Below are 26,235 nucleotides of genomic sequence, written 5' to 3'. Positions count from 1 at the left end.
AAGTCGCTAATGTCTGAAACTTTACTTGCCCTTGTTGCCTTTTCTCCCATTGTGGTTGCTGCCATACTTCTGGTGGGATTGAACTGGCCAGCCAAAAAAGCCATGCCCGTTGCGTTTGGCCTAACTGTAGTCATCGCCCTATTTACATGGGACATGTCCGTTACACGTGTTTTAGCATCCATTTTCCAAGGGTTCGGCATCACCATTGCCGTGCTTTGGATTGTGTTTGGCGCCATCTTCTTGCTAAACACACTGAAACACACTGGTGCTATTACAACGATTCGTAATGGCTTTACCGATATATCACCTGACCGCCGCGTTCAGGCCATCATCATCGCTTGGTGTTTCGGATCCTTCATCGAAGGCGCATCTGGATTTGGTACGCCTGCTGCAATAGCAGCACCTCTATTGGTTGCAATTGGATTCCCTGCTCTTGCCGCAGTGTTAATGGGTATGATGATTCAATCGACTCCCGTCTCTTTTGGTGCAGTTGGCACACCAATCATCGTTGGTGTGAACAAGGGACTAGATACGCATAACATTAGTGAGTCACTAGTTTCCCAGGGAGCATCGTGGGATCTCTACCTTCAGCAAATCACCGCTAACGTTGCCATTATCCATGCCTGTGTGGGTACGCTGATGCCAGTTCTGATGGCAATGATGCTAACTCGCTTTTTTGGCAAAAACCGCAGTTGGACGGAAGGTCTAGATATCCTACCTTTCGCGCTCTTTGCGGGTGTTGCGTTTACTGTCCCTTACGCATTAACAGGCGTTCTACTCGGTCCTGAGTTCCCATCACTAATTGGTGGTCTGATTGGTCTTGCGATTGTCGTCAGCGCGGCCAAACGTGGCTTCCTAGTTCCTAAATCAAAGTGGGATTTTGAAAGCGAAGATAAATGGCCGACAGAGTGGCTTGGTTCGCTAAAAATGGATCTTAAACAAAATGCTGGAAAACCGATGTCAATGGCGGTGGCATGGTTACCATACGTTCTTCTAGCCGTTATCCTTGTTGCAAGCCGCGTGAGTAGCGAGTTCAAGGGTTTCCTGACCAGTGTGAGCCTGTCGTTTAGCAATATTCTTGGTGAAACGGGTATTAGCACGGCTATTCAACCGCTGTATCTACCGGGTGGGATCTTAGTCTTCGTTGCTCTATTGGCTGTCATGATTCAATCACGCTCTGCGAAACCATTACTGGCTGCGTTTGGTGAGTCGAGTAAAACGCTGGTTGGTGCAGGCTTTGTGCTTGTCTTTACCATTCCTATGGTTCGTATCTTCATTAACTCGGGTGTAAACGGTGCCGATCTCGCAAGTATGCCAGTCACCACCGCCAACTTTGCCTCTGCTTTAGTAGGAGAAGCGTTCCCTGCTTTGAGTGCCACTATTGGCGCACTCGGTGCCTTTATCGCTGGGTCGAACACCGTTTCGAACATGATGTTTAGTCAGTTCCAGTTTGAGGTAGCTCAAACGCTCACTATCTCAACGACCGCCGTGATCGCCCTACAAGCCGTTGGTGCGGCTGCAGGTAACATGATTGCCATCCACAACGTGGTCGCGGCCTCTGCCACCGTAGGCTTACTGGGCCGTGAAGGTCTGACATTGAGAAAAACCATTATTCCTACATTCTACTACCTAGTTGTCACTGGCCTTATCGGACTTGCACTAGTGTACGGTTTCCATGTTACCGATGCACTCATGAACTGATTTAGGTTTTAGTCAAAGGCGCACTTGCCGACTGTCGGCAAAGTTGTGAAACACTTCAAGAAGGTAAGCGCGCTTATTTTTCATAACCTTACAACTAGTCTATATAAAAACAGGAACCCAAAAAAATGGGTCTAGTGCTGGAGCAATACAATGCGAATCTATCCCTCTAAACCGAGCAAGGTCTACTTCTATGCCACCTGCCTAGTAGACGTATTTGACCCCGAAGCAGGCTTAGATGCTATGACCCTCTTAAAGCAGCAAGGCATCGAGGTTGTGTTTGTTGAAAAACAAACCTGTTGCGGACAACCTGCCTACACATCAGGCTATGAATCAGAAGCTAAGCAAGTCGCGCAGAGCCAAATGGATCTGTTTCCTGAAGAGTACCCGATTATTGTATTGTCCGGTTCGTGTGGTGGCATGATGCATCACCATTATCGCCGCCTATTTAAGGGCGACAGCAATCAAGCTCAAGTCGATACGTTCTGCGACCGAGTGTTTGAGCTCACCGAATTTCTCGTTAACGTTTGTCGCGTCAAACTCGATGACAAAGGTCAGCCTACAAGTGTCGTCATGCACACCTCTTGCGCAGCAAGGCGTGAAATGAATGTCCACGTCACAGCAACAGAGCTTCTTAGTCAACTCTCTAATGTAGAGCTTCGCATGCAAGACTATGAGAGCGAATGTTGTGGCTTTGGTGGCAGTTTCTCTGTACGTCACCCGAATATCTCCGAAGCCATGGTGAAAGACAAAACTCACCATATCGAAGCAACCCAATCCGATACACTGGTAAGCGCCGATTGGGGATGCCTTCTTAACATCAATGGCGCGTTTGAGTATCAGGGCAACCCCATCAAAGGGCGTCACCTCGCTTCATTTCTTCTTGAACGAACACAGGAGAATGCACAATGAGTCAAACTCCTGAACAGTTCCACCAGCTCGCCAAAAATGCACTGGGTGACAAACAGCTCAGAGCCAACTTCCGTGGTGCGATGGATTATCTGCGTGATAAGCGTAAGACAGCGTTTAGTGACGCCGATGAAGAGAAGCAAATAAGAGATCTTGCCGAATCCATTCGCCAACGATGCCTGAGTAAACTGCCTGAGCTTCTCGAACAGTTAGAATTCAATTGCTACAAAAATGGCATTCAAGTTCATTGGGCAGAAAACCCAGAACAAGCGAACGCCATTATTGCCGCTATTGCGAATGAGCACGATGCCAAGCAAATCATCAAAGGCAAATCCATGGTGAGCGAAGAGATCGAGATGAACCACGAGATGGCGAAACTCGGTATTGAATGCTTAGAGAGTGATATGGGCGAATACATCGTCCAACTCGATGGCGACAAACCTTCTCACATCATCATGCCAGCGATTCACAAGAATAAGCAGGAAGTAAGCGACACCTTCGAGCAACATCTCGATGGCTTCAAACCGACTACAGACGTTGATAGCCTGATTCAAACAGGTCGCACGCGCCTAAGACAAAAGTTCTTTGAAGCCGATATTGGTTTATCCGGTGTCAACTTTGCCGTTGCAGAAACAGGCACGCTTTGTCTTGTAGAAAACGAAGGCAACGGGCGCATGTCAACAACGGTGCCAAACGTGCACATTGCCATCACTGGTATCGAGAAAGTCGTTGAGTTTTTGTCTGATGTCCCTCCGCTATACAGTGCGCTAACTCGCTCAGCGACAGGGCAAGCCATCACCACTTACTTCAACATGATCACCTCTCCTCGTAAAAACGGCGAAAAAGACGGCCCGCAGGAAGTACATCTCATTCTGCTCGATAACGGACGCAGTCAAGCCTACCGCGATGAAGAGCTTCGTAAGACTCTACAGTGTATTCGCTGCGGCGCGTGCATGAACCACTGCCCGGTCTACACCAAAATTGGCGGTCATGCTTATGGCACGGTTTACCCGGGCCCGATTGGCAAAATCATCTCCCCTCATTTGCTGGGTATGGATAAAACCAAAGATCTTGTTACCGCTTCCAGTCTCTGCGGAGCCTGTGGCGAAGTCTGCCCTGTAAGAATACCGATCCCAGATATGTTGCTTCGCCTACGTAAAGAAGCCAAAAACAAAGCGGAAAAAGAGACGCCACCACTAAAAGGGCAAAATGCCGCCAGCAGTGGCCTTGAAACCGCCGCAATGAAAGGCTTTGCATTCGCCGCGAGTAATCCGAGCTTGTATCACACTGGTACGTACATGGCGACCAAGTTGCAAAACCTTATCCCGAATAAACTCGGCGCTTGGACACAATGTCGAACCAGTCCAAAGCCCGCTAAGCAAACCCTACACCAGATCATGGCAGAACGAAGTAAAGCCAATAGCGATAAACAGTAACGAGGAGACCAAGATGAACACTAGACTTGCCAAAGACAACATTCTTGGCCGACTCAAGCAAGCGAAGCGGAGCCCAAAATCGGCGGAGGAGTTAGCTTTTTTCCCTTGGGGCAGCCATCCAGATATCACTATGGACGATAAAGCCGACCGCTTTGTCGACATGATGAGCGCCAACCATGCCGACGTTCGAACTATTCAACGCTCTGAGCTTACCCAAGCCTTGCGTGATGTGATGGACAGTTACGGTTTTAGTCGCGTTGCTATGGGCACGGCAGGCGAGTATATCCGTGATTTCGAAGATGCAGCCCAAGACAAACAAGTTACGCCATTCAACCAGAAGATAGAAGATTGGAAATCAGAGCTTTTTAACGACATTGATGTCGGCATCACCCATACACTGGGTGGCATCGCAGATACAGGTGCACTGGTCCTGTGGCCCAATGAGCACGAGCCTCGCACCTTATCGTTAGTACCACCAAGCCATATAGCGGTCGTGAAAAAGTCAGCGCTGTACGGACACTTTTTGCAAGTGATGCAAGAAAACAATTGGGATCATTACATGCCGACCAATGCACTTTTAATTTCTGGTCCATCAAAAACCGCCGATATTCAACAAACGCTCGCCTACGGTGCCCATGGCCCGAGTCAGTTGATCGTACTGTTATTGGAAGACGAATAAGAACGTATAAAGGACACCAAGATGAATCACACACGCGACTATGAACTGCTCAAGCAGCAACTCGCTACAAGAATCGATTCCCAGCGTATCATCACAGGTGAAGCTGAGCGCCTAGCTTATGGTACCGATGCTAGCTTCTATCGACTGATCCCTCAGATCGTGCTGCGCCTTAAAGATCTCGATGAGGTGATTTTTACTATCCAGTGTTGTCGCGAGCACAGCATTCCCTTTACCTTTCGCGCCGCAGGCACCAGTTTGTCAGGCCAAGCGGTGTCTGATTCGGTACTGATTGCTCTCACGGATGACTGGCGCGGACACACTATCCTCGATGAAGGCGCGAAAATCCGCCTTCAGCCGGGCGTCATCGGCGCCGACGCCAACAAATACCTGCTCCCATTTCAACGTAAAATTGGTCCAGACCCGGCTTCTATCAACACCTGTAAAATTGGCGGTATTGCTGCAAACAACGCGAGCGGCATGTGCTGTGGTACCGCGCAAAACTCGTACAAAACTGTCGATAGTATGAAGATCGTTTTAAGTGATGGCACCTTGGTAGATACCGGAGACAAGGCAAGTATCGAGCGCTTTAAAGCGGACAAGCCTGAGTTTATTGAAGGGCTTAAATATCTTGCAGAGACGACCAAGGCTAACGGTGAGCTCGCTGAGAAAATTGCTCACAAATACCGTCTAAAAAATACCACAGGTTACGCACTCAATGCGCTCGTTGATTACAGCGATCCTATCGAAGTCCTTGAGCATTTGATGATTGGCTCTGAGGGCACCCTAGGTTTCATTGCTGACATTACCTATAACACGGTCAAGGAACACAAATACAAAGCCTCAACTTTGCTGGTGTTCTCCGATATTGAAACTGCCAGCAAAGCGGTAGCAACCATCGCCAATACACCGGTTGCAGCCGTTGAAATGATGGATGGACGTGCTCTACGTTCGGTCGCGGATAAACCGGGAATGCCAGAGTTTATCCAGCAGCTAGACCTTGAAGCCACCGCACTCCTAGTTGAAGTTCATGCATCTTGTAAACACACATTAGACAGTCACACTGATACCGTGATGACAGCACTGAATGATTACACCATCATTGAGTCTGTCCCATTCACGCTAGATCCAACGACGGTAGCGACGCTTTGGGGCATCCGCAAAGGTATGTTCCCAGCGGTTGGTGCGGTGCGCGAAGTCGGCACCACCGTCATCATTGAAGACGTTGCCTTCCCTGTCGAAAGCCTCGCAGCTGGCGTACGTGATTTACAGCAGCTCTTCGACAAATATTACTATGACGAAGCCATCATTTTTGGGCACGCACTAGAGGGCAACCTGCACTTTGTGTTTACCCAAGGGTTTGATAGTCAGGAAGAGATCGACCGTTACGGCGGTTTTATGGATGATGTGGCCGAGCTTGTTGCTGTCAAATACCAAGGTTCGTTAAAAGCGGAGCATGGTACCGGACGCAATATGGCACCTTATGTTGAACTCGAGTGGGGACAAGAAGGCTACGCGCTGATGCAACAAATCAAAGCGCTCTTCGATCCAGAGGGTTTGCTCAACCCGGGAGTGATTATCAACGATAATCCGCATTCGCACATCGAAAATCTCAAACCCATGCCCGCTGCCGATGACATTGTGAATCGCTGTATCGAGTGTGGTTTTTGTGAGCCAGTTTGCCCGTCTCGTACCCTCACCCTATCGCCGCGTCAGCGCATCGTTCTGTTCCGCGAACTTCAACGTCGCAAAGCAGCTGGTGAAACCGTCGAGGCGACTGAGCTAGAGCAAGTCTTTGAATACCAAGGTATCGACACATGTGCTGCCACGGGCTTATGTGCCGACCGTTGCCCTGTCGGCATCAACACTGGTGATCTAGTTAAGAAACTTCGAGAGCCGAAATACAAGAAATTCCGCCCGATAGCGAAATGGACAGCGGATCACTTTACCGCAACGACTGCTATTGCCCGATTCGGCCTCAAGAGCGGCGCTGTTGCTACTAACATCTTAGGCCAAGAACGCGTTGTTAAGGCCGCCGAAGGTATGCGCAAACTTACCAAAAACGCCATCCCAGCTTGGCTACCGGAAACACCCGGAGGCGCCAAGTTCGACGGCCATGTCCGCCTAAACAACATGGCAGGGAACGACAAAAAAGTGGTCTATTTGCCATCATGCGCAAGCCGCAATATGAGCACTCAATCCAATGCGTTTGATAAACGCTCCCTTGGAGAAGTGACATTGTCACTTATTAAAAAAGCGCGAGTATCACTCATCACTCCAAAATCCCTCAGTGATCAGTGCTGCGGTATGCCTTATGACAGCAAAGGCATGACCGACATCGCCAAACAAAAGAGTGAACAGCTCGAGCTTGCTTTGTGGGAAGCTTCGGAGCACGGCAAATATCCTATTCTGATGGACACCAGCCCATGCGCAAAACGCAGCATCGAACAATTCACCAAGTCGATGACCATTGTCGAGCCGGTAAAATTCGTCAGTGATTATCTCCTCAGCGAGCTAACACTAACACCAATAAATGAAACCGTGATGCTGCATGTCACTTGTAGCTCAAGACGTATGGGATTGGAGAGCGCGATGTTATCGCTTGCTAAAGCCTGTGCTAGCGATGTCATTATCCCAGAGCATATTCAATGCTGCGGTTGGGCGGGTGACAAAGGCTTTACAACTCCAGAGCTCAATGAAGCGGCTATGGCTCCTCTCAAGGCACAAGTGCCACAAGGGTGTACCAGAGGCTTTAGTAACAGTATTACCTGTGAAATTGGCCTCTCTCATCACAGCGGGATCCCTTATCAATCGATTCTTTATCTTGTCGATGAGGTGGCCTCTTCAGCTCAGTCCTAATCGAATATTGATCACCTACCCTAATCTATCTGCCATTGAATTATAGAAGCTTCAATGGCAGATTCATTTTTCCCGTATAGTTTTCCCGTTCTCCTTGTCTCTTCTACCGATTTGCTGCTATAGCTTATTGTATTCTCAGTTATTTATTCTCAGGCGGTCACAGCGTAATTTATGGATCCATTGTCACAAGGGCTGTTGGGAGCATCATTATCGCAATCGGCGAGTAACCGACCTCGGTTTCTGGTCGCTGGGGTTTTAGGTCTGCTTTCTGGACTAGCACCCGATCTAGACGTGTTAATCCGCTCTTCGCACGATCCGTTATTGTTCTTGGAGTTTCACCGCCAATTTACCCATTCACTGCTATTTATCCCGATAGGGAGCTTTATTTGTACATTGTTTTTGCACCCATTGATTGCCAAAAAGCGTGGCTTTTCATTCAAGCAGTCTTGGCTCTATTGCACACTTGGTTATGCAACTCATGGGCTTTTAGACGCGTGCACGTCATACGGCACACAATTACTTTGGCCGCTAACCAATGATCGCTTTGCTTGGAACAGCATTTCTGTCATCGACCCGCTCTTCACGCTCCCTTTGCTCATCGTTTTGGCTTTTGCACTGTGGAAGCGAAGCCCAGCCATTGCTCGAATCGCGTTTCTGTGGGCGCTGGTTTATCCAACCTTAGGTATGCTACAAAGAGATCGAGCCGAACGCGCTGGTTTAGAGCTCGCCAACGAGCGTAATCACGACCCTGTAAGGCTCGAAGCAAAACCGAGTTTTGGCAATATTTTGGTCTGGAAGATCATCTATGAAGACAACGGAAGGTTCTACGTTGACGCAGTAAGAGCAGGACAGGGGCTTACCTTTTATCCCGGGAATAGTGTGGCTAAGCTCAATATTGAAAAGACATTTCCTTGGTTAGATCTAGCATCTCAGCAAGCCAAAGATATCGAACGGTTCTCTTGGTTCTCTGATGGTTTTGTTGCACTTAGTGAGGGTAGTGATAGCCAGATTATCGATGTTCGATACTCCATCGTACCAAATGAACTCAATGCATTATGGAGTATTGGCCTTTCTAAAAGTGCTGACCAACATGAACACGTTAGCTACCTCACTCACCGCAGTAGCAGCACAGAAGATAGGCAGCGCTATTACGACATGCTTTTGGGCCGGGTCCAACATAGTCAGCGCAGTGACCCAGAGTAGCGACGAGCACACCCAATTGGACATGCTCGGCACCGAAATTAGGATTAAGCGAACCTAACCAACTTCTTATTTACAAACTCATCTAGCCCAAGGCGGCCCAACTCTCGCCCAAAACCTGAGTTTTTGATGCCCCCAAACGGTAGACATGCCTCAGACATTGAGAAGGTATTAATAAACGATGCGCCACACTCGAGAGCACCAGCAACGGCATTGGCGCGGTCGATATCCTCTGAAATCACAGCAGAGCTCAACCCATAAGAGCTGTTATTAGCAAGTTCTATTGCCTCCTCATCGCTACTAACGCGATAAACGACAGCAATCGGACCAAATAACTCCTGGTCAAACACGTCCATCTTTGGGGTTACATCGGCAAGGATAGTAGGCTTAAGCCATGCTCCCTCAAGCTCTTCCGGCGCACCGCCTAAAACCAAGCTGGCGCCTTGCTCAACCGCGCGCTGGACTTGTTTGATCAGGAGGTCACGCTCTTGAACGCTCACGACAGGTGCATAACCTGTTTGAGGATCCATAGGGTCTCCCGCTTTTAAACTACCTAGCGTAGCCGCAAACTTTGTCATGAACTCATCATAAACTTCATCAGCAACGATAAACCGCTTGGCACTGATACACACCTGACCTGAGTTAAACATTTTCGCAATTGCAGCCAGCTCCACTGCTTTGTCCACGTCGGCATCACCAAGCACAATGAACGGATCGTTACCACCCAGTTCCATGACGACTTTCTTTAAATGCTTTCCTGCGAGCGCAGCGACGCTCGCTCCTGCTTTTTCACTTCCTGTCAGTGACACGCCCTGCACTCGCTTGTCAGCAATAATGAGCGCAGAGTGGGATTTCCAACGCAACACCTTGGCTATGCAGTTTACCCATTTCTGTTGTCATAAGAGCAGCATAGTGCTCCGCACGCTCCTCTAAAAGGGTAGCAACGCGGGAAAGTAAAGCTGCTCGCTCCTGATAGCTTGTTGCCCTCCAAGCTGTGTACGCTGTCTGCGCCGCGTCAATACGCTCGACAACGTGATCGTCTGGCCACGTGTCAAACTTCTGTTCTATATGATTGGTATATGGATTTAATGTTCTAATCGCCATGTTGTTTCTCCGGGGGAAAGAGTAAGTCGGCAAGTACCGACCAAAAATAGTCACGCTAAGTGCGTTGTATTTATTGTGAAAACAACATACACCCGGAAACAATCAAGAAACAACTAGGCAAACTTACATCAATTTGGAAACAACATGACTAAACGGCATGTTGTATGAGATCTGTAAATAGTTAAAGTATCGCCCCTAATTTCAGTGCATTGGAGCATCAGCAAAAAGTATGAGTTTGTAAAAGTAGCCACTTTGTCCGGCGGGCGTCACGTTCTAGGAACCCTATTGAGCAAATAAAAGAAACAATGAAGTAACACTTGATTTACATCAAAGACCCGCTCAACACTATTCCCTATCGTGGCGACATGAAATTGTAAACACTGTGTAAAAACTTTATACCCTGCTAGTGCTAGTGACACTGAGCTCAACATTTGAGTCAGCGAGCACAACTTGGGTGATGGCGCTTGAGGTTAGTTAGATATTTATGTACATGCTTCTATTAAAAACACACGTCACATTGGCGTTACTTAGCTTCATCAGCTTCATCATTCGAGCTTGGTGGGGTTTTAGCCATTCCGCCCTAGTCGAAAACAAGTTTGCTCTGGTCATCCATCAAGTACTTACCGCCTTTATGTTACTGAGTGCGGCGGGACTTTGTATGACTATTGGGCAATTTCCATTATCAAACCCGTGGCTTACCGAGAAGCTCGGATTATTTATCGTTTATGCTATCAGCACTATGGTTATCTTCCAGTTCCCACTCAAAAAACGTACTCGATTACTTTCGATGTTAATTACATGCGGAATATGGTTGACCATCTTTACCATAGGTAAAGCTCATGCGCCGTTGCTATTAGGACATTTGTGACTCCCTCTAAGCTGAGCTTGTTCAGAAGCGACTTGAACACAGTTTCTCCCCTCTTGCTTCGCTCGATATAAGGCTTCGTCTGCTCGTGCAATCAGTGCATCCCAACTTTCATCACAAAGGGACTCTGCGACACCAAAGCTGCAACTCACTTTGACGGGCATACTATCAACGCGTACGTGCTCTGCGACGCGTTTGCGCATGGACTCCGCAAGGAGCAGTGCAAAATCGATGGTTTGATTACTTAAGACGATAATGAATTCATCGCCGCCAAATCGATAAATAGCTTTAGGCGCATTCGAAGTGCCTTTTATCTGCGAAGCCACTGCCTTTATCACTTTATCGCCAATGACGTGGCCGTAGCGATCATTGATCAATTTAAACCTGTCTATATCAAGCATAATAATGCTTTGTTTAGGCTTGTCCCCACTCTCTGCCAGCGCCAACGTATAACTATCAAGAGCACGGCGATTACGCAGATTGGTCAAGGAATCAAAATAAGACAGCGCATAAATATCATCCAACTGACGAGCATTGATCAGCCACATCATACTAAAGCTTGAGGCTACCGTTAAAAAGATGCTGAAAAGAAAAGTTAGTTTATGCACTAAGTCTGCATCCATAAACTGAAGGATCTCAAAACTGTCCCAGGTATAAACAGCCCGACACAACATAAACAACCCGTAAAATCCAAACGTCGCGGCCATAGTAAAAACTGCAGGCTGGTAGTCTCTGTGTTTACCCACTATGACTACCAACGCTGTTGCCAGTGTAACGACTGCTATTGATAACGCACTAACCAAAATGCGCAGATTTATCGAGTTCACTTCATAAGTGAAATAGAGATTCAGTACCAAAACAAGTGGAATGACCCAACTGAAGCTATGCGCGAACCATACTTGAACCCCTCGGAACAAACACATGCCATGAAGAATCATATGAAACGAAACGGCGATTAACGTGTTAGCAGTAACAATCGACAGCCAGTCAGGTGCCACACCGCGGAAACTGATTAATAGCGGACCAGAGCCCATGACCAGAAGCGCTAATGCAAACAGTCTTATTCCTTTGACTTTCTCTTGAGTCTGAGCGAATAACAGCAATCCAATGCAGTATATTACGCTGAACAAAATCATCACAAAATTCAGCGTTCTCATATCAAGAGAAAATGCAGTCAATGTATCCATCCACTTCCTAGCTTTATAGTTATGTCAATTACCACTGCAAATCGATAGCTCCACAATAATTAACAAATGCTATACAACCAGACAGCAAATTGGAATTAGTGAGTATTTTTTGAGAAGCGCATCACTAATATTGTTATCAATACGTGCAATTTTTCGACAGTAGAATGTTTAAGAAGAAGATTACTTTCGTTTGTTCAATGACATAACGATTATGTCGACATACAAGGAACTCTGTGAAAAAAGTTGAGTGGATTCTTACATAGTGAGAACAGCTTAAGTGTGACACAACGTAGTTCAAAATATTGACGCGCATTTGTCCTCAATCGGACAGTGGCTTTACCTGGCTTGCAAGGCTCTGACAACATCAGGCCGAAGCTAAGCTGAAATACGCGCCATAAGGGAATGGGACAATTCCAGTTAATTGCAGGGTTAATAATGAACTTTACACAACAAGATACAGAAGCGCTTTACCGTGTCTGGATGTCACAAAAGGCAAAAATGCACATTACGCAAATGGAAGTGGCCAAGCGCCTTAACGTTAGTCAAATTGAGCTGTCCAATCGACTCAATGGCAACCAACCTCTAGACGCCAACTTTGTCGATCGCTTTTGTCGCCTACTGCATATCGACCCGTGCCACCACCTACCATCGATGCGCAGCCATTTTGTGAGTGAAACTGACCGAGTGTTCAATACTCGCCTTACCGTCGACGGTGACATTACCAATATTCGAGTCGATGGCAACCAAGTCACCATCGAATATCGGCTTCAATAACAGTACCTCTAAGGCTCAGCCAATAGCGCTATACACTCTTGAAACTTAGGTTTTGATACGCGTTTTTTAAGCGGTGCTTTTTTAGTAACTTGCTCTGCAGGTTTTTTCTTAGCTGGAGTGTAGGGCTTCCACGATGCTAGCTCTTGCCCGCAGCCATCTCCCGATCGTGGAGGATTTTGCGCAATGCACTTTCCTTCCCCTTCAGGACAATGAAGTCTTACGTGAAAATGGTAATAGTGCCTCCACCAAGGACGCACTTTACGAAGCCAATCTCTGTCCTTCCACTCTACTTCACAAAGCTGCTTTTTGATTAGAGGATGAACAAATATTCGCGCTACCCGTTCATCCACCGCGGCCACTTGAAGCAAGAGTTCGTGGTTTGTCGTCCACTTGTCTTGCTTAAAGCGATAGTTTTCAACGTCCACAACGGGGTAAGGCTTAGGATTAGCGGCTTCCTCGGGTTTTAAAGGAGCGTTAGGAAGTCGCAGCCAGATGTCCGCATCAAGTCCGGTTTGATGACTTGCGTGACCAGAGGTAAATCGCCCTCCCCTTGGCATTGAGATGTCAGCCACTAATAAGTGTCCTATACCTAGCTTATCAACGTTCCGAGCTAAATCGGTCAAGTAAGCAATCATATCACGATGACCGTAGTAACGATTACGCTGAGAACGAATAACTTGATAGCCTTCACCGCTTAGAGAAAGTTGTTGTCCCCCAGCTAAACAGCCATTGGCATAACTGCCTATTGAATTGGACTCCCCTTCACTCGGCACCGACACTTCATCCCAAGAGCGCTGCAAAGCATTAACGTTGCAAGATACAATAAACAACACTAGCCAAGCCAATTTCTCCATGTCATTTCCTCGCTTTGGATGCTGAGAAGACGCTAGCTTAAGGATAGCGCGCTCAATAGAGGTTGCACAGAATCAAACGCAAAACGATGTAGTACAACAAAGTGCACTACATCAATTTTCCTCTACATAAAGTGAAATGTTTCACAAAACCGGACACTAATTAGGGTTTCATAACTTGTTGTATTGCAGCTAATAACAGAACGCGCTACAAATAAATCACTCAGTTGATTAACCAACTCTGAGTCTACCACTAAAGTCGTCATTCCTTTTTTGAGGCTGCCACCTTTTTCGGGAGTGACGACTTAACTCTTCTCGGATATTTACACGCCCTCAGTTAACGTTAAATTAAATCACTAAGTCCAAATAGTCAGTGACTTTGGTTCTAAGTGCTTGCTTGTGAGCATCGCTAATAAAACTGGCGTCAATGGCATTGAACGTGAACTGTGCAAGCTCTTGATGTGTCATTAAGTGAGCCTGACTAACCGCTATAAAGTTGTCGGTCATGTAACCACCAAAATAAGCCGGATCATCGGAGTTGATCGTCACTGCAACGCCTTTTCTTAACAGTTCGACAATATTGTGCGCCTGCATATCATCGAAAACACGAAGCTTGATATTAGATAGCGGACATACCGTCAGTGGCATCTTAGTTTCAATGAGCTGTGCCACCAGCACCTCATCCTCAACACAGCGCACACCGTGATCAACACGACTAACGCCCAGCATTGAGATGGCATCAGTAATGTTCTGTGCTGGCCCTTCTTCCCCGGCATGAGCCACCGTTAAAAAGCCATGCTCTCTCGCCATCTCGAATACTCGGGCAAACTTTTCAGGTGGATGTCCTTGTTCAGAAGAGTCCAGACCTACGCCGACTATGTGTTCTTTGTATGGAATGGCTTGCTTGAGTGTTTGAATGGCCGCTTCCTCTGATAAGTGGCGTAAAAAGCACATAATCAGCTGCGAACTAATCTCAAGCTTTTGTTGGCCATCTTTTAGCGCGCTAACAATCCCTTTAACCACAGTATCAAAGGCAATACCCCTGTCCGTATGAGTTTGAGGGTCAAAAAAGATTTCGGTGTGAATCACGTTGTCACGCTCACAACGTTCCAAGTAGGCCCAAGTAAGATCATAAAAATCTTGCTCAGTCTGCAGGGCGTTTGCACCTTGATAATAAATATCGAGAAACGACTGCAAGTCATCAAACTCATACGCCTTGCGAAGCGCTTCAGGGGAGTCGTAAGGAATATCAATGTGATTGCGTTTTGCCAAATTGAAGAGTAGCTCTGGTTCAAGAGAGCCTTCGATGTGAAGATGTAGCTCGACCTTTGGAAGGCCTTGAATAAATGCGTTCATATACCACCTATTATGCTTATGAGAGCCTATACGGCTTATGGGGCTTGCGGATGCACTTACTCTGAGTATAGGAACAGATGAAGAGAAATTTCTAACGCCAATACAAAGAGTAAAGACAGCAATGCCATCCTAACTCTTCGTAATCAGCACTTTTCGGGAACTGGTAGAGAACCCCAAACCATATCATTGGGGTTATACGAAGCTGTGGGGACTGTATCGAATGATAAAGGTCGTTGACAACCTACAGTCCCTGTTTGTGCTAAAGATTGAAGTTATTTCTCGAATGATCCACTAGTAGCAAGCTCCTTAAACCAAACCCCATGTTTCTTTGAAATTCGATTACCTGTTTCTAGATCTAGGCGGAAGAAGCCATAACGACGCTTAAAAGAGTTCAACCAAGACCAGTTATCGATAAAGGTCCACTGGTGCACACCAAAACAGTTTGAGCCCTCTTCAATGGCTTTGTGCAGTTGTACAAGATGCTCTTTCATCAAGCCTGTGCGGAATGAATCGTCAATCAGACCATCTGAACCCGGCTCTCCTTCCGACTCAAGATCCATCGCAATACCGATTTCAGCTAGATACCAAGGGATATTGCCGTAGTTATCTTGAACGTTTTTAGCGATATCGTAGATAGCCGTCGGCAAGATTTCGTTGTTGTCGCGATATGGGTTGAATCGACCCTCTGGGTTTACGTAATTCTCGAAGTAAACTTCTGGCGTAAAGTAGTCAAGATCATACTCAGCTTCGCGCGCTTTAACGCGGCGTGGAACGTAGTAGTTCACGCCCAAGAAATCGACCTTCGCCGTGGTGATCGCCGTAATCTCTTCGGCAGTAGTATCCGGCGTCGCGCCCTGCTCAGCCAACACATCACATAGCTCTTGAGGGATCTCATTCTTCACCATTGGATCTAGGAAGCTGCGGTTGAACAGTAGATCCGCATACCATGCCGCTTTCTTGTCTTCTTCACTGTCGTTTCGGGTATACGATGGCGTTAGGTTAAGTACCACACCAATTTGCGAGTTTTTCAGCTCCAAAGCATTAAAGCGATGTACTGCTTTCGCATGAGCAAGCATGATGTTGAAAGCGACCTGAACGGCAAGTTTGCCATCTTTCTTGCATGGGTAATGGAAGTCATACAAATAGCCGCCTTCGACTGGCACGATTGGTTCGTTGAAGGTGATCCAATGCTTCACCTTGTTACCGAACAGTTTAAACGCGGTCTCCGCGTAGTCTGCAAAAAGATCGACGACTTTCTTTGACTCAAATCCTCCAAGCTTCTCTTGAAGTTCTGCTGGCATATCAAAGTGGTAGAGGTTCATCATTGGCTCAATGCCGTTTGCGATCATCTCGTCAATGTAGTTGTTGTAGAACTCAACCGCATCTTGGCATACTTCGCCAGTTTCGTAGTCTTTGATGAGTCGAGACCATTGAATAGAGGTACGGAAAGAGTTAAAGCCGACCTTTTTCATATCTTGAACATCTTCTTTGTAACGGTGGTAGGTATCCGTTACTGTTTGAGAGCTGATGCCACGATAAAAACGTTCTGGGCTTTGTTGGTGCCAAAGATCCCAAATAGAATCGTTGGCTTTATTTGTGGTGCCTTCTGTTTGAATGCCAGACGCAGCCGCGCCCCACAAAAAATTTTGCGGAAAAGTGTATGTCGTCATCTTACTAACCTTGTCTATTCAGAAAATGCTTCAAAGCGCCAATGAGGTTGGCGTCGTTACCAAATTGTGTCAGTGCGGGAACTGGACGTATTCGAGCAATCGGGATGCTAGCTTGCAGCTCGTCCAGCTTGCGATTGATATTGTCAATTAATCGAGGGCTTCTACTAACCGCTCCTCCGAGAAGAATCCGTTTAGGGTCTAAACAGTACTGAACATTAAAGAGGATTGTGGCAAGGTCGCGATACCATTGCTCGACCATTGGTACCACATCGCTGTCATCTTGTTCATAAAGTGCAAAAACTTGTATTCCATCGAGCTCGTTAACATTTTGGTGCTTCGCCATCGCCACATTTTCAACGAGTGCACGAGTTGACGCTGCATTTGAGTAGGTAAGAGGCTGACCCTCTTCAAAACGCAATATGCAGTAACCAAACTCACCAGCATGCAAATGTGTGCCCTTAATTACTTCACCGTCACGGACAATGGCGCCGCCGATACCCGAGCCCAAGACGAGTAAGCAAAACTCATCATCGTCTTGTCCAGCGCCGAGCCAATCTTCAGCAAGCGCCGCACAACAGCCGTCATTTTCTAGCTCTACAGGTAGATAAAATCGATCTTGGTATAGCGATCTGACATCGATATCATGAATGTAAGTTAGAGCACTTGCGCCCTCTATCACACCCGTATCCACATTGACCGCACCACAAGTGCTGATCGCAATACCTTTCAGCGCAAATCGTTCGGCCAACTCATCGAACTTAGGGGCGAATGTATCAAGCCATTGGTTATAGCTCGCAGCTTCGCTTGGGAGTGAAAACCTTTCGTGGATCTGTGCATCTCTCGACATGACTGCACCTTTTACCGATGAGCCACCAAAATCTAGGGTTAGGAAGAAGTCTTCTTTTTGCGTCATAGTCGTCATTGTTTATTCAGTATTTGTGCGTGTATGGCTTTGTTTATCTATTTAGAACGAGTGTAAGAAGGCAGCGCCCCGCACACCTGACGAGTCACCGTGTACGCTCTTTACAACCTGCGTCGTCACCGCTTTTGTAAAGGTGTATTGAGAGAGCTTTTGTTGGACTAAAGGATAAATTGCATCTACGTTGGACATTCCACCGCCAAGTACGATGACCTCAGGGTCGACAAAGTTAACGATAGCGCCTAGCGTTCTTGCAAGCTGATCACAATACAAATCGAAGTGAGCGATGGCTCGTGCGTCCCCTTTTTCATAGGATGCCATAATCTCTCGGGAGTCTGCCGGCTCGTACTTTTCAGCAAAGGTACGCGCGAAGCCCGTTCCTGAGACAAATGACTCAGCGCAGTTCATCGAACCGCAGTAACATTCGTGAGGCTTCCCATCGATATCCGGATTAAAGTTTGGCAGTGGGTTATGCCCGAGCTCTCCACCAAGTTTGTTAAGGCCAGTCACCAAACCATTGTTAATCACAACGCCAGCACCGCAACCCGTACCAACGATGACCGCTACACAAGAGTTTGTTGCATGTTTGGCGGCGCCATCTTTGTACTCTGAAAGTGCTAGGCAATTGGCATCATTCGCGATAGCCACAGGAACGTCGATTTGCTTTTGAATATCACCGATGAAATCCTGACCATTCAGTACGGTCACGTTAGCGCCCTGCATTAGGCCATCATTCCCAACCGAGCCACAGCAGCCAATGCCGATGGATTCGATATCGCCATGCTGGCCAACCGCTTCAATAACCGACATCACAGTACTCAAAAAATCTGAATAGCTGTTCTTTGCCGTTGGCTCACGATGAACAACCAAGGTTTCGTAGCTGCTGGCATCAAGTCCGACACCCTCTATTTTTGTGCCACCGATATCTAGTCCTACTATCATGCTCTGCTCTCTTGGTTTGTCTGTTCGCCAATCATTGAAAATGCGTCCACCAACGACTTGTTGGGTTCATTCTAATAAACCAAATTTTGTTGCTCTTCTAAAGGACGAGACTCTCAAAATCTCGAACCAGTCACAAAACTATATAGTTTTAGATAAATACCAATGTAGTTTTAAGCTCAAACTATTTGAACGTCTCTTTCACATTTACCCTCTGCTCTTTGTATCGTCAGAGTCCTATAGTGTGATCATCAGTTAACAAGGAGGTCCCAGATGACTTCATACCGAACTATTCAACAAATCATTCCATCGCATGCCACCTCAGATGGTGATGGGGTCAAAATTCGTCGAGTTCATGGTTTTGATAACCGCGCTTTTTCGCCGTTTCTTATGATTGATGAGCTCAAATCTGACGACAAAAAAGATTACATTGGTGGCTTCCCTCCTCACCCACATAGAGGTATCGAGACGCTGACCTATATGATGCAAGGGCACTTTCAGCATCGCGACCATATGGGTAACGTTGGGGAGCTACGCTCTGGTGGCGCTCAATGGATGGCGGCAGGTCGTGGTGTGATACATAGCGAGATGCCAATTATGGATGACGGCCAGCTGCACGGTTTTCAAATTTGGATTAATCAGCCAGCCAGAGACAAAATGAAGCCTGCGCAATATCACGACTTTCAACCGGAAACGATTACTGAATATCGGAAATCAGGAGCTGGCTTAGTACGTCTCTTGGCGGGGGCACTGACTGTTGGTAGTGAAGTTTTGGAAGGGCCTCTAACACAAACTGGTGTGCCGGTTACCGTCGCAGACTGGCGTGCAACACAAGGTGATCGGCTTTTAATCGGAACACCCGAGCACCACAACGCCATGGTGTTTGTCTATCAAGGTGAAGTCTCACTGGGTGAGAAAAAGTTGATTACAGGCGAACTTGCACTAGTCTCAAAAGGAGAGGCTATGGAAGTCAACGCACGGGAAGATACAGGATTATTGGTATTCGTAGGCGAGCCTATCAACGAACCAGTGGTTCATTACGGCCCATTTGTTATGAATAGCAACCAAGAGATCCAGCAGGCGATCAATGATTACAACAATGGTGAATTTGAACGTTACTGAGGGTTGAACGCCGGCAACTGAATTTTAGATTTGACACCCCAATCCACTGCCTGTGTGTCACGCATCGACCGATTAAGTCGATGCGTTCTTTTTTATTAAAGGTATTCGCAAAGATAAGCGGTTGCTTGCTCTACCTGCAAATCAAAGCTTGAATCGCCTTCGACATCAAATGCCTGACCCGCTGTGTATGTTTTCCATTCCTCTGTGTTTGCCAAGCGAACCGTCAGTGCGCCCTTGACGACTGTCATTTTCTCTGGAGCAGCGGTACCAAACGTGTATTCACCCGGTGCCATAACGCCGACACTGCTGTCGCCATCTGCTTGAGTGAAAGCGAGGGATTTCACGTTTCCTTCGAAATACGTGTTTTCTTTGATCATAATGACTTCCTTGTAATTTACTTTAGGCAAAACATCGTTTTACCTCACAAAGTTATCGAAAACAAGTCATTGATCACTTGCTAGTCTGTGATGGTATAAATAAACAGTATCAATTAGTCAGAGACACGGTATGTCCAATCAGGAAAGTAAAGTCCCAACCAATCGTATCACCCGCTTCGGGAAATTAGCTTCATTGGCAACGCGAGTTACCGGCTCTATGGTCACAGAGGGCGCTAAACAATTTGCTCAAGGCAAGCGCCCCAAGGCTCGCGAATTGCTACTGACCCCAAGCAACGTTAAACGCGTGGCCGATCAACTGGCCCATCTTCGCGGTGCAGCGATGAAAGTGGGTCAGTTAATGTCGATGGATGCAGGCGATCTTATTAGCCCAGAATTGGCTGACATTCTTTCAAGGCTGCGTTCCGATGCTTCACCAATGCCTGCCAGTCAGCTTTCCTCGGTTCTTACACAAGAATTGGGAGCAGATTGGAAACAAAACTTCATCGAATTTAACTTCAAACCCATCGCCAGCGCATCGATTGGTCAAGTACACCAAGCCCACTCAGACGATGGCACTAAACTGGCGATTAAAGTGCAATATCCCGGTATCAAGAAAAGTATCGACAGTGACGTCGACAATGTAGGCATCCTACTCAATGTGATTGGACTGATTCCTAAGGATGTCGATTACAAAGGATTACTGGAAGAGGCCAAAAAACAGCTTCATGCCGAAGCTGATTACTTGTTAGAAGCCAAACTCCTTCGCCAATTTCGCGACTACCTCGCAAGCTCCCCGCAATTTGTCTTACCAGATGTCCGAGATGAACTCACAACCGACAATGTGCTAGCCATGACCTACGTGGATGGCGTTGCGATAGAGTCATTAGTTGACAGTAAACAGGAGACTCGCGACCGCGTGGTCACCTTACTGTTGGAGCTCCTTTTCAAAGAGATCTTCGATTTTAAACTGGTACAAACGGATCCCAACTTCGCTAATTTTCTTTTTGACGAGCGACAACAAAAAGTCATCCTGCTCGATTTTGGTGCGACTCGAGCTTACAACGACCGTATCAGCGATGGCTACCGTCTCGCTTTCAGTGCCATTCTCGACGGCGACGACGAAGCACTCTATCGTGCATTACAGCAAATAGGCTTCTTTACTCAACAAATCCTACCAGCGCAGAGAGATGCAGTCGTGAACCTAGTTAAGCTCGCCGGCGAGCCACTTAAGCATCAAGGCGGCTATGATTTTGGTGCCAGCAACCTTGCACAGCGCATCAGTGAAGCAGGCACGGTTATCAGTATGGAGCAAGACTATTGGCATACGCCTCCCGCAGATGCGTTATTCTTGCACCGTAAAATTGGCGGCTTGTATCTATTGGCGGCTCGCCTAAAGGCCAAAGTCGATGTAAACCAGCTGTTTTTACCGTTTAAGTTGACCGAAGTCTTGAAATAACAAAGTATTACAAAGCCTTTCTGTCAGCCTTTCATGTCTAGCGCTATGGTTATCGCTAGGGGGCAACATTCCCTAGCTAGTGTTTGGTAAAGTTATAACGGCATTAGCCGATAACCTACATAGACGCTCAAAACACAACTGAGCACCCGACTCCATTAGGCGACAAGGAAGGCCGAGCGAATGACAAGGATCAGAGCTAGAGCAACCCCCAACACTGACTCTTATATGCTGGCAGTCATACTGTTGGTCATCGTCGTGCTGTCTGGCTTGCTCGGCTTTGCGTTTTATACCAGTCATCAAAACCATATTTCCCCAACCCGCGTCTACGGCAATTGGATTGAAATTGGCGCTCCCAAGCAAAGCACCGAAATCTTGACGTTTTCCGACGCTGGTGCGCTTCGTAACCATCGACTCGTGACAACATCCTTCGAGTTTGATGGTCGCATTGTTCGTCTTAAAACAGGCAGCGGCTTATGGGTGTATGAACGTGTCGGTACACCACGCTCTCCTCAACTTCGTCGCGTCACACCTGCTTTGCCTCCGCAACGTTTTATTCTTGAGGGCTACGAAGATACCGTTCCTATGGATGGTTACAATCCAACTCAGAACCGCCGTTCCGCACTGCGAGAGCATTTCTCGACCAAATAATGCAATTGTACATACCATGTTTAATCTAAATACTATGCTTGATGTAAATACGATGCGGATGAGCTAAGTACCATAGTCAAACGAGCAAATGATGATTATGAAGAACTAATGCGTGATCTTTAAGAATGTGAGGGGCATCTCGAATTAGTGTGGCAAGTGGCGACATTGCTTGCCACTTAATGCTGCTTTTTACTTCTTTATACCTTATTGTTTTGATGCGCCTTTGAGCATATGCGGCTCAAAACGGCAATTCGAACAAATTATGACATTCCTCTGAATTATCAATACAATCAATCCAATACCCTATCCACCCTGTTTTACATCAGCATTCCCTACTCTCTATGCCAAATTTAAACCTTCATCAACTGCGATTTTTTACCCAAGATAAAATGTTGGGGATTGTCTGCCTTGCTATCGTTGCGACCATTCTGTTCGTTCTCTCATCTCTGCTCTACCCATTTGAGCTCAGTGCCCAAGTAAGCAACGAGCTAGGTACCGTGATGCAACTACTGTCTTATTCTGCTGGTCACCAAGGGTTCCTCATCACATTAGCGATATTTGGAGTGATAACACTCTGGGTGACGAGAGCCAGTAAGTACAAAGTGATTCTGATTGCACAGTTAGGGTTACTGTTAATATTCAGCTTTGGCGCCAAGACGTTCTTGAAGCAGTGGACAGAAAGCCCTCGACCATATACCCATGAACTAGCAGCAAAGGGGCTACTCTCTTCACCCGAGCAGTTCTACACGCTTGATAGCAGTGACCAAGACCAGATAATCGTTCTAGCGAGTGATGAAGTGAGCCAATGGCGCACCAAGCACTGGTTGGGTGAAACTGACTATTCTTTTCCTTCTGGTCACACAATTTTCGTGGCGGTGTGTGTTCTTTTCTTTGCTGGGTTATTTGCCAACCACCAATGTCCTGTTCTCTCATCGTTAGTCATGTTATGGGCAGTTGGCGTGGCGACTAGTCGACTTTGGCTTGGCATGCACCGTCCGGAAGATCTATTTGGTTCATTGGCATTTGCAATGGTGCTTTTCTTGATTGTCCCTAGCGCTGACTCCAAATTTCGATTACTATCGAAATAGTCATTGCGGAGAGAGACACATGCAGATTGAAGTTGCAGCAAAAGCATTAAAAGAGCTGGGACATGTTACCCGCCTCGCTATCTATCGACAAGTCGTCAAGGCAGGACGACAAGGTATCCCTGTCGGTGAGATACAAGAGCGACTTGATATTCCAGGTTCGACACTATCACACCATATTTCTAGTCTTGCTTCGGCTAATTTAATTGAGCAGCGTCGTGAAGGTCGAACTCTATTTTGTGTTGCACAATACGAGCATCTCGCGGGCGTCATTGACTTCTTGCAAGATGAATGTTGTGTTGATGAAAAGTGCTAGTAATTAGCACTTTTTCTCTTGCAATGTATTTGATGTCAGCGACAAAATACCAGACTCGATACGATATATTACTCTCAAAAATAATCACTCAGTTTGATATACCCACCATCAACCCCTCATTAAACCATAACAAAAACATATAGATAACCCTAACAATAGTGAGAGTTATAATCTAATCATCTATTTACACCCCAGTTTTCACACTAACCACAGTAAATTATATTAAATAGATCAAAATTCCGGCAGTTAATAAATAATCCCAGTCAATAAGTACCAATATTATCAGTAATAAGTGATACTATGACTTGCTACTGAGCAATCTAAATACCGTCAATGGTATTTCAAATGGAACTTGCTGCATTCAAAAGGTAAAGAGGAATATTTTTGTGAAACTGAATAATTTGTCGATCAGAGCGAAATTACAGGCTCTTGTCGGCTTTGCCGTACTCATTTTATTCTCACTGGGTACTTTTAATCTTATCATTCAAAAAAACTCAAGTTACGACCAACGCAAAGACCGGGTACGCTCGAATGTCGAAGTGGCGTACACCTTAGCAAGTCACTATCAAAAGCTCAGTGCATCTATGGGTGAAGAGCAAGCAAAGCAAGCAGCTGCGAAAGCCATTGAAGCGCTACGCTACGATGGCAACAATTACTTCTTTATCGCCACTAGCGATGAAAAGGTAGTCATGCATCCAACTAACCCACAGTTAAACGGCACTAAAGCAAGTAATCTACAAGATTCTCGTGGTAATTATTTCTGGCAAGAAATGAGTGCGGTTGCAACCAAACAAGGTAGTGGCTTTGTTACTTATTACTGGCTTGGTAGCAACGGTGAAGAATCACAAAAAATCTCTTTCGTAAATTACATTCCTGAGTGGGACTGGATTATCGGTTCGGGTGTTCAAACTGCAGATATCGACAAAGCATTCCAAAGCCAGTTAATAAAAGAGCTGATTGTCGATGCGATTGCTGCCATTGTGTTAATTGTTATTAGCGTTTTCATTGCTCGTAATATCGTCAAGCCTATTGAGAGCCTAGTACAACGCGTTCATCGAGTCGCTGATGGAGATCTAACCGTAAACATGTCGAGCGACCGTAAGGATGAACTGGGTTATTTAAGCAATGAACTTGCACGCATGATGTCGGCACTTAAAGACACGATCACCGCGGCGAAGGCTTCGGCTGATTATTCTGGCCAACTTTCTAGTAGCATTGCCGCGGCAAGCGAAGAAACCTCTACTAGTATTGACTCCCAAAGCCAGCAACTTGAGCAGCTTGCGACAGCCATGAGTGAAATGTCATCAACTATTCAAGATATCGCCGGCAACTCTGAGCGCACCTCTGCGACAACAGAAGAAAGCAAAAACTTCGCTGCTGAAGGTAGTCGCAGTATGGGCTATACGCTGAATAATATCGCCGGTATTTCTGATGACATCACCAGCACCCATCAGCTCATGGAAGCACTAAAACAAGGCGTAAGCGACATTAGCTCTGTGGTAAACGTGATTCACGAAGTTTCAGAGCAGACCAACCTTCTTGCCCTCAACGCAGCGATTGAAGCAGCGCGCGCTGGCGAACAAGGTCGCGGTTTTGCCGTAGTTGCCGATGAGGTTCGAAACTTGGCCAGCCGCACTCAAGAGTCTACCGCGCAAGTGCAAGCCACCATTGACCAGCTCAATGAGCGCACAGACAGCGTATTGTCAGTGATGGCGGCGAACCAAACTAAGGTGTCTGAGAGTGTGGATTTGGCTTCGCAAACACAAGAAAAACTGGATACTGCAGTAGCTAAACTCAACGATACTTACGATATGGTGACGCAAATTGCGGCGGCAGCTGAGCAACAAGGTACCGTTGCCAATGACGTGAATGAAAACGTTAGCGTCGTGCACTTATCGATTAGCGAGATCAGACAGGCTAGCCAAAGTTTGGCGCAGCAGTCACAGTCAATGGCTCAAGCTTCCGACGAGCTAACACAAAAACTGGCCTACTTTAGAGTGTAAGAAAATGAATGGTAGAACGCTCCGCAATGACGGAGCGTTTTTTATCCATATTCACGCTTTAGTGTAAGTTTAAGGCTCACTTTCTCCACACTTTCAACTGATTATGATACTGTTTTGACATACTAAAAATGACGACACGGAGAAGTCAGTATGCAGCTCAACCTCGATGAGTTATCCCATAACGCTATCTATCATTTAATGACACAAACCGTCATCCCTCGCCCGATAGCTTGGGCGCTCACAGAATCATCCGACGACAATTATAATCTCGCCCCATTTTCATATTTCGCTCCGATATCGAGCAATCCTCCATTGTTGATGCTCTCAGTGGGTAAAAAGCCAGATGGAACATTAAAAGACACCGCGGTGAACGCTATCAAGAATAAAGAGCTTGTCATTCACATTGCGTCTACTGGAAGCGCTGAAACCATGACTCAAACCTCTGCAACATTGAGCCACGGTGACTCAGAAGTCATCGCCAGTCAGGTCGAACTCGACGATCTAGACGGCTTCAACCTACCTAGAGTAAAGCAATGTCCCATCGCCTTTGGTTGCACCCTTCATGATGTTCTAGAGGTCGGTAATACCCCTCAACACTTGCTCATCGCCAAAATAGAAAAAGTTTACATCGATGACCAAGTCGTCACGGTGCAGAACGAGCGCTTGGTCATCGATGCTCTCAAAGTTGATCCGGTATCTCGCTTGGGCGGCAATGATTACGCCACGTTAGACAAAACCATCACGGTACAACGCCCTCAATAGCACCTCTCTTTTGGCCTTCAGCA

Annotated in this window: 24 protein-coding genes and 1 riboswitch; of the genes, 15 read left to right on the top strand and 9 right to left on the bottom strand. The window is 46.6% G+C overall.

What is annotated here, in order from left to right:
- Nucleotides 1-9 precede the first annotated feature (9 nt).
- The 6 genes from ACJB0T_RS04310 (at nucleotide 10) to ACJB0T_RS04285 (ending at nucleotide 8,781) form a co-directional block, all read left to right on the top strand.
- Nucleotides 10-1,701 (top strand): L-lactate permease, encoded by a 1,692-nt coding sequence (locus tag ACJB0T_RS04310; protein ID WP_479293826.1) that lies wholly within the window; start codon nucleotides 10-12, stop codon nucleotides 1,699-1,701.
- Between the two features lie 150 nt (nucleotides 1,702-1,851).
- On the top strand, nucleotides 1,852-2,610 hold the full coding sequence (locus ACJB0T_RS04305; protein WP_479293827.1) for a (Fe-S)-binding protein: 759 nt from the start codon (nucleotides 1,852-1,854) through the stop codon (nucleotides 2,608-2,610).
- On the top strand, nucleotides 2,607-4,043 hold the full coding sequence (locus ACJB0T_RS04300) for a LutB/LldF family L-lactate oxidation iron-sulfur protein (RefSeq protein ID WP_479293829.1): 1,437 nt from the start codon (nucleotides 2,607-2,609) through the stop codon (nucleotides 4,041-4,043). Before ACJB0T_RS04305 ends, ACJB0T_RS04300 begins: the two co-directional genes overlap by 4 nt.
- Before the next feature lie 13 nt (nucleotides 4,044-4,056).
- On the top strand, nucleotides 4,057-4,722 hold the full coding sequence (locus tag ACJB0T_RS04295) for a LutC/YkgG family protein (protein ID WP_479293831.1): 666 nt from the start codon (nucleotides 4,057-4,059) through the stop codon (nucleotides 4,720-4,722).
- A 21-nt stretch (nucleotides 4,723-4,743) separates the two neighbouring features.
- Complete coding sequence (locus tag ACJB0T_RS04290; RefSeq protein ID WP_479293833.1) at nucleotides 4,744-7,578, top strand: FAD-binding and (Fe-S)-binding domain-containing protein; 2,835 nt, start codon at nucleotides 4,744-4,746, stop codon at nucleotides 7,576-7,578.
- A 171-nt stretch (nucleotides 7,579-7,749) separates the two neighbouring features.
- Nucleotides 7,750-8,781 carry a metal-dependent hydrolase gene (locus ACJB0T_RS04285; RefSeq protein ID WP_479293837.1) on the top strand — a complete coding sequence of 344 codons (1,032 nt, stop codon included), beginning with the start codon at nucleotides 7,750-7,752 and terminating at the stop codon, nucleotides 8,779-8,781.
- Between the two features lie 44 nt (nucleotides 8,782-8,825).
- Here the strand turns inward: ACJB0T_RS04285 and ACJB0T_RS04280 are convergent, their stop codons facing one another.
- Together ACJB0T_RS04280 and ACJB0T_RS04275 are read right to left on the bottom strand one after the other, a co-directional pair.
- Nucleotides 8,826-9,644: an aldehyde dehydrogenase family protein gene (locus ACJB0T_RS04280; protein WP_479293840.1), complete on the bottom strand. Its 819-nt coding sequence runs from the start codon at nucleotides 9,642-9,644 to the stop codon at nucleotides 8,826-8,828.
- Nucleotides 9,604-9,882 carry an aldehyde dehydrogenase family protein gene (locus ACJB0T_RS04275; RefSeq protein WP_479293842.1) on the bottom strand — a complete coding sequence of 93 codons (279 nt, stop codon included), beginning with the start codon at nucleotides 9,880-9,882 and terminating at the stop codon, nucleotides 9,604-9,606. Before ACJB0T_RS04275 ends, ACJB0T_RS04280 begins: the two co-directional genes overlap by 41 nt.
- Before the next feature lie 490 nt (nucleotides 9,883-10,372).
- On the opposite strand from ACJB0T_RS04275, the gene ACJB0T_RS04270 reads away from it, so the two are divergent.
- Nucleotides 10,373-10,750 (top strand): SirB2 family protein, encoded by a 378-nt coding sequence (locus tag ACJB0T_RS04270; protein WP_479293843.1) that lies wholly within the window; start codon nucleotides 10,373-10,375, stop codon nucleotides 10,748-10,750.
- On the opposite strand, the gene ACJB0T_RS04265 is transcribed toward ACJB0T_RS04270, so the two are convergent.
- Entirely contained in the window at nucleotides 10,720-11,934 is a 1,215-nt protein-coding gene (locus ACJB0T_RS04265) for a GGDEF domain-containing protein (protein WP_479293844.1), read from the bottom strand. The genes ACJB0T_RS04270 and ACJB0T_RS04265 overlap by 31 nt on opposite strands.
- A 435-nt stretch (nucleotides 11,935-12,369) precedes the next feature.
- On the opposite strand from ACJB0T_RS04265, the gene ACJB0T_RS04260 reads away from it, so the two are divergent.
- Entirely contained in the window at nucleotides 12,370-12,708 is a 339-nt protein-coding gene (locus ACJB0T_RS04260; RefSeq protein ID WP_479293846.1) for a helix-turn-helix domain-containing protein, read from the top strand.
- A gap of 8 nt (nucleotides 12,709-12,716) precedes the next feature.
- On the opposite strand, the gene mepA is transcribed toward ACJB0T_RS04260, so the two are convergent.
- The 5 genes from mepA to ACJB0T_RS04235 form a co-directional block, all read right to left on the bottom strand.
- Nucleotides 12,717-13,562 (bottom strand): penicillin-insensitive murein endopeptidase, encoded by an 846-nt coding sequence (gene mepA / locus ACJB0T_RS04255; protein WP_479293848.1) that lies wholly within the window; start codon nucleotides 13,560-13,562, stop codon nucleotides 12,717-12,719.
- Nucleotides 13,563-13,907: 345 nt separating this feature from the next.
- Nucleotides 13,908-14,915, bottom strand: a complete 1,008-nt coding sequence (locus ACJB0T_RS04250) for an adenosine deaminase (protein WP_479293851.1) — start codon at nucleotides 14,913-14,915, stop codon at nucleotides 13,908-13,910.
- Nucleotides 14,916-15,035: 120 nt separating this feature from the next.
- Nucleotides 15,036-15,135: riboswitch (purine riboswitch) on the bottom strand.
- Nucleotides 15,136-15,187: 52 nt separating this feature from the next.
- Entirely contained in the window at nucleotides 15,188-16,585 is a 1,398-nt protein-coding gene (locus tag ACJB0T_RS04245) for a glycoside hydrolase family 1 protein (protein WP_479293852.1), read from the bottom strand.
- Nucleotides 16,586-16,589: 4 nt separating this feature from the next.
- Complete coding sequence (locus ACJB0T_RS04240) at nucleotides 16,590-17,507, bottom strand: ROK family protein (RefSeq protein ID WP_479293854.1); 918 nt, start codon at nucleotides 17,505-17,507, stop codon at nucleotides 16,590-16,592.
- Between the two features lie 42 nt (nucleotides 17,508-17,549).
- Nucleotides 17,550-18,446: an ROK family protein gene (locus ACJB0T_RS04235; RefSeq protein ID WP_479293857.1), complete on the bottom strand. Its 897-nt coding sequence runs from the start codon at nucleotides 18,444-18,446 to the stop codon at nucleotides 17,550-17,552.
- A gap of 270 nt (nucleotides 18,447-18,716) precedes the next feature.
- Between ACJB0T_RS04235 and ACJB0T_RS04230 the strand changes: the two genes are divergently transcribed.
- The gene (locus ACJB0T_RS04230; RefSeq protein WP_479293859.1) at nucleotides 18,717-19,565 is read left to right on the top strand and encodes a pirin family protein; all 849 of its coding nucleotides are present in this window, start codon (nucleotides 18,717-18,719) and stop codon (nucleotides 19,563-19,565) included.
- A 95-nt stretch (nucleotides 19,566-19,660) separates the two neighbouring features.
- Here the strand turns inward: ACJB0T_RS04230 and ppnP are convergent, their stop codons facing one another.
- On the bottom strand, nucleotides 19,661-19,942 hold the full coding sequence (ppnP, locus tag ACJB0T_RS04225; RefSeq protein ID WP_479293861.1) for a pyrimidine/purine nucleoside phosphorylase: 282 nt from the start codon (nucleotides 19,940-19,942) through the stop codon (nucleotides 19,661-19,663).
- 130 nt (nucleotides 19,943-20,072) lie between these two features.
- Between ppnP and ACJB0T_RS04220 the strand changes: the two genes are divergently transcribed.
- From ACJB0T_RS04220 to ACJB0T_RS04195, 6 genes are all read left to right on the top strand, one after another.
- Nucleotides 20,073-21,398 carry an ABC1 kinase family protein gene (locus tag ACJB0T_RS04220; RefSeq protein WP_479293863.1) on the top strand — a complete coding sequence of 442 codons (1,326 nt, stop codon included), beginning with the start codon at nucleotides 20,073-20,075 and terminating at the stop codon, nucleotides 21,396-21,398.
- 225 nt (nucleotides 21,399-21,623) lie between these two features.
- The gene (locus ACJB0T_RS04215; protein ID WP_479294560.1) at nucleotides 21,624-22,046 is read left to right on the top strand and encodes a DUF2850 domain-containing protein; all 423 of its coding nucleotides are present in this window, start codon (nucleotides 21,624-21,626) and stop codon (nucleotides 22,044-22,046) included.
- A gap of 341 nt (nucleotides 22,047-22,387) precedes the next feature.
- The gene (locus ACJB0T_RS04210) at nucleotides 22,388-23,134 is read left to right on the top strand and encodes a phosphatase PAP2 family protein (protein ID WP_479293865.1); all 747 of its coding nucleotides are present in this window, start codon (nucleotides 22,388-22,390) and stop codon (nucleotides 23,132-23,134) included.
- A 19-nt stretch (nucleotides 23,135-23,153) separates the two neighbouring features.
- On the top strand, nucleotides 23,154-23,447 hold the full coding sequence (locus ACJB0T_RS04205; RefSeq protein WP_112462466.1) for an ArsR/SmtB family transcription factor: 294 nt from the start codon (nucleotides 23,154-23,156) through the stop codon (nucleotides 23,445-23,447).
- 386 nt (nucleotides 23,448-23,833) lie between these two features.
- A complete protein-coding gene (locus ACJB0T_RS04200; protein ID WP_479293868.1) occupies nucleotides 23,834-25,450 on the top strand; it encodes a methyl-accepting chemotaxis protein in 1,617 nt (538 codons plus the stop codon).
- A gap of 150 nt (nucleotides 25,451-25,600) precedes the next feature.
- On the top strand, nucleotides 25,601-26,212 hold the full coding sequence (locus ACJB0T_RS04195; RefSeq protein WP_479293870.1) for a flavin reductase family protein: 612 nt from the start codon (nucleotides 25,601-25,603) through the stop codon (nucleotides 26,210-26,212).
- The last annotated feature ends 23 nt before the right edge of the window (nucleotides 26,213-26,235 follow it).

Source organism: Vibrio sp. CB1-5 (genome assembly GCF_059412285.1).
This window is presented reverse-complemented; position numbering and strand designations above follow the sequence as displayed.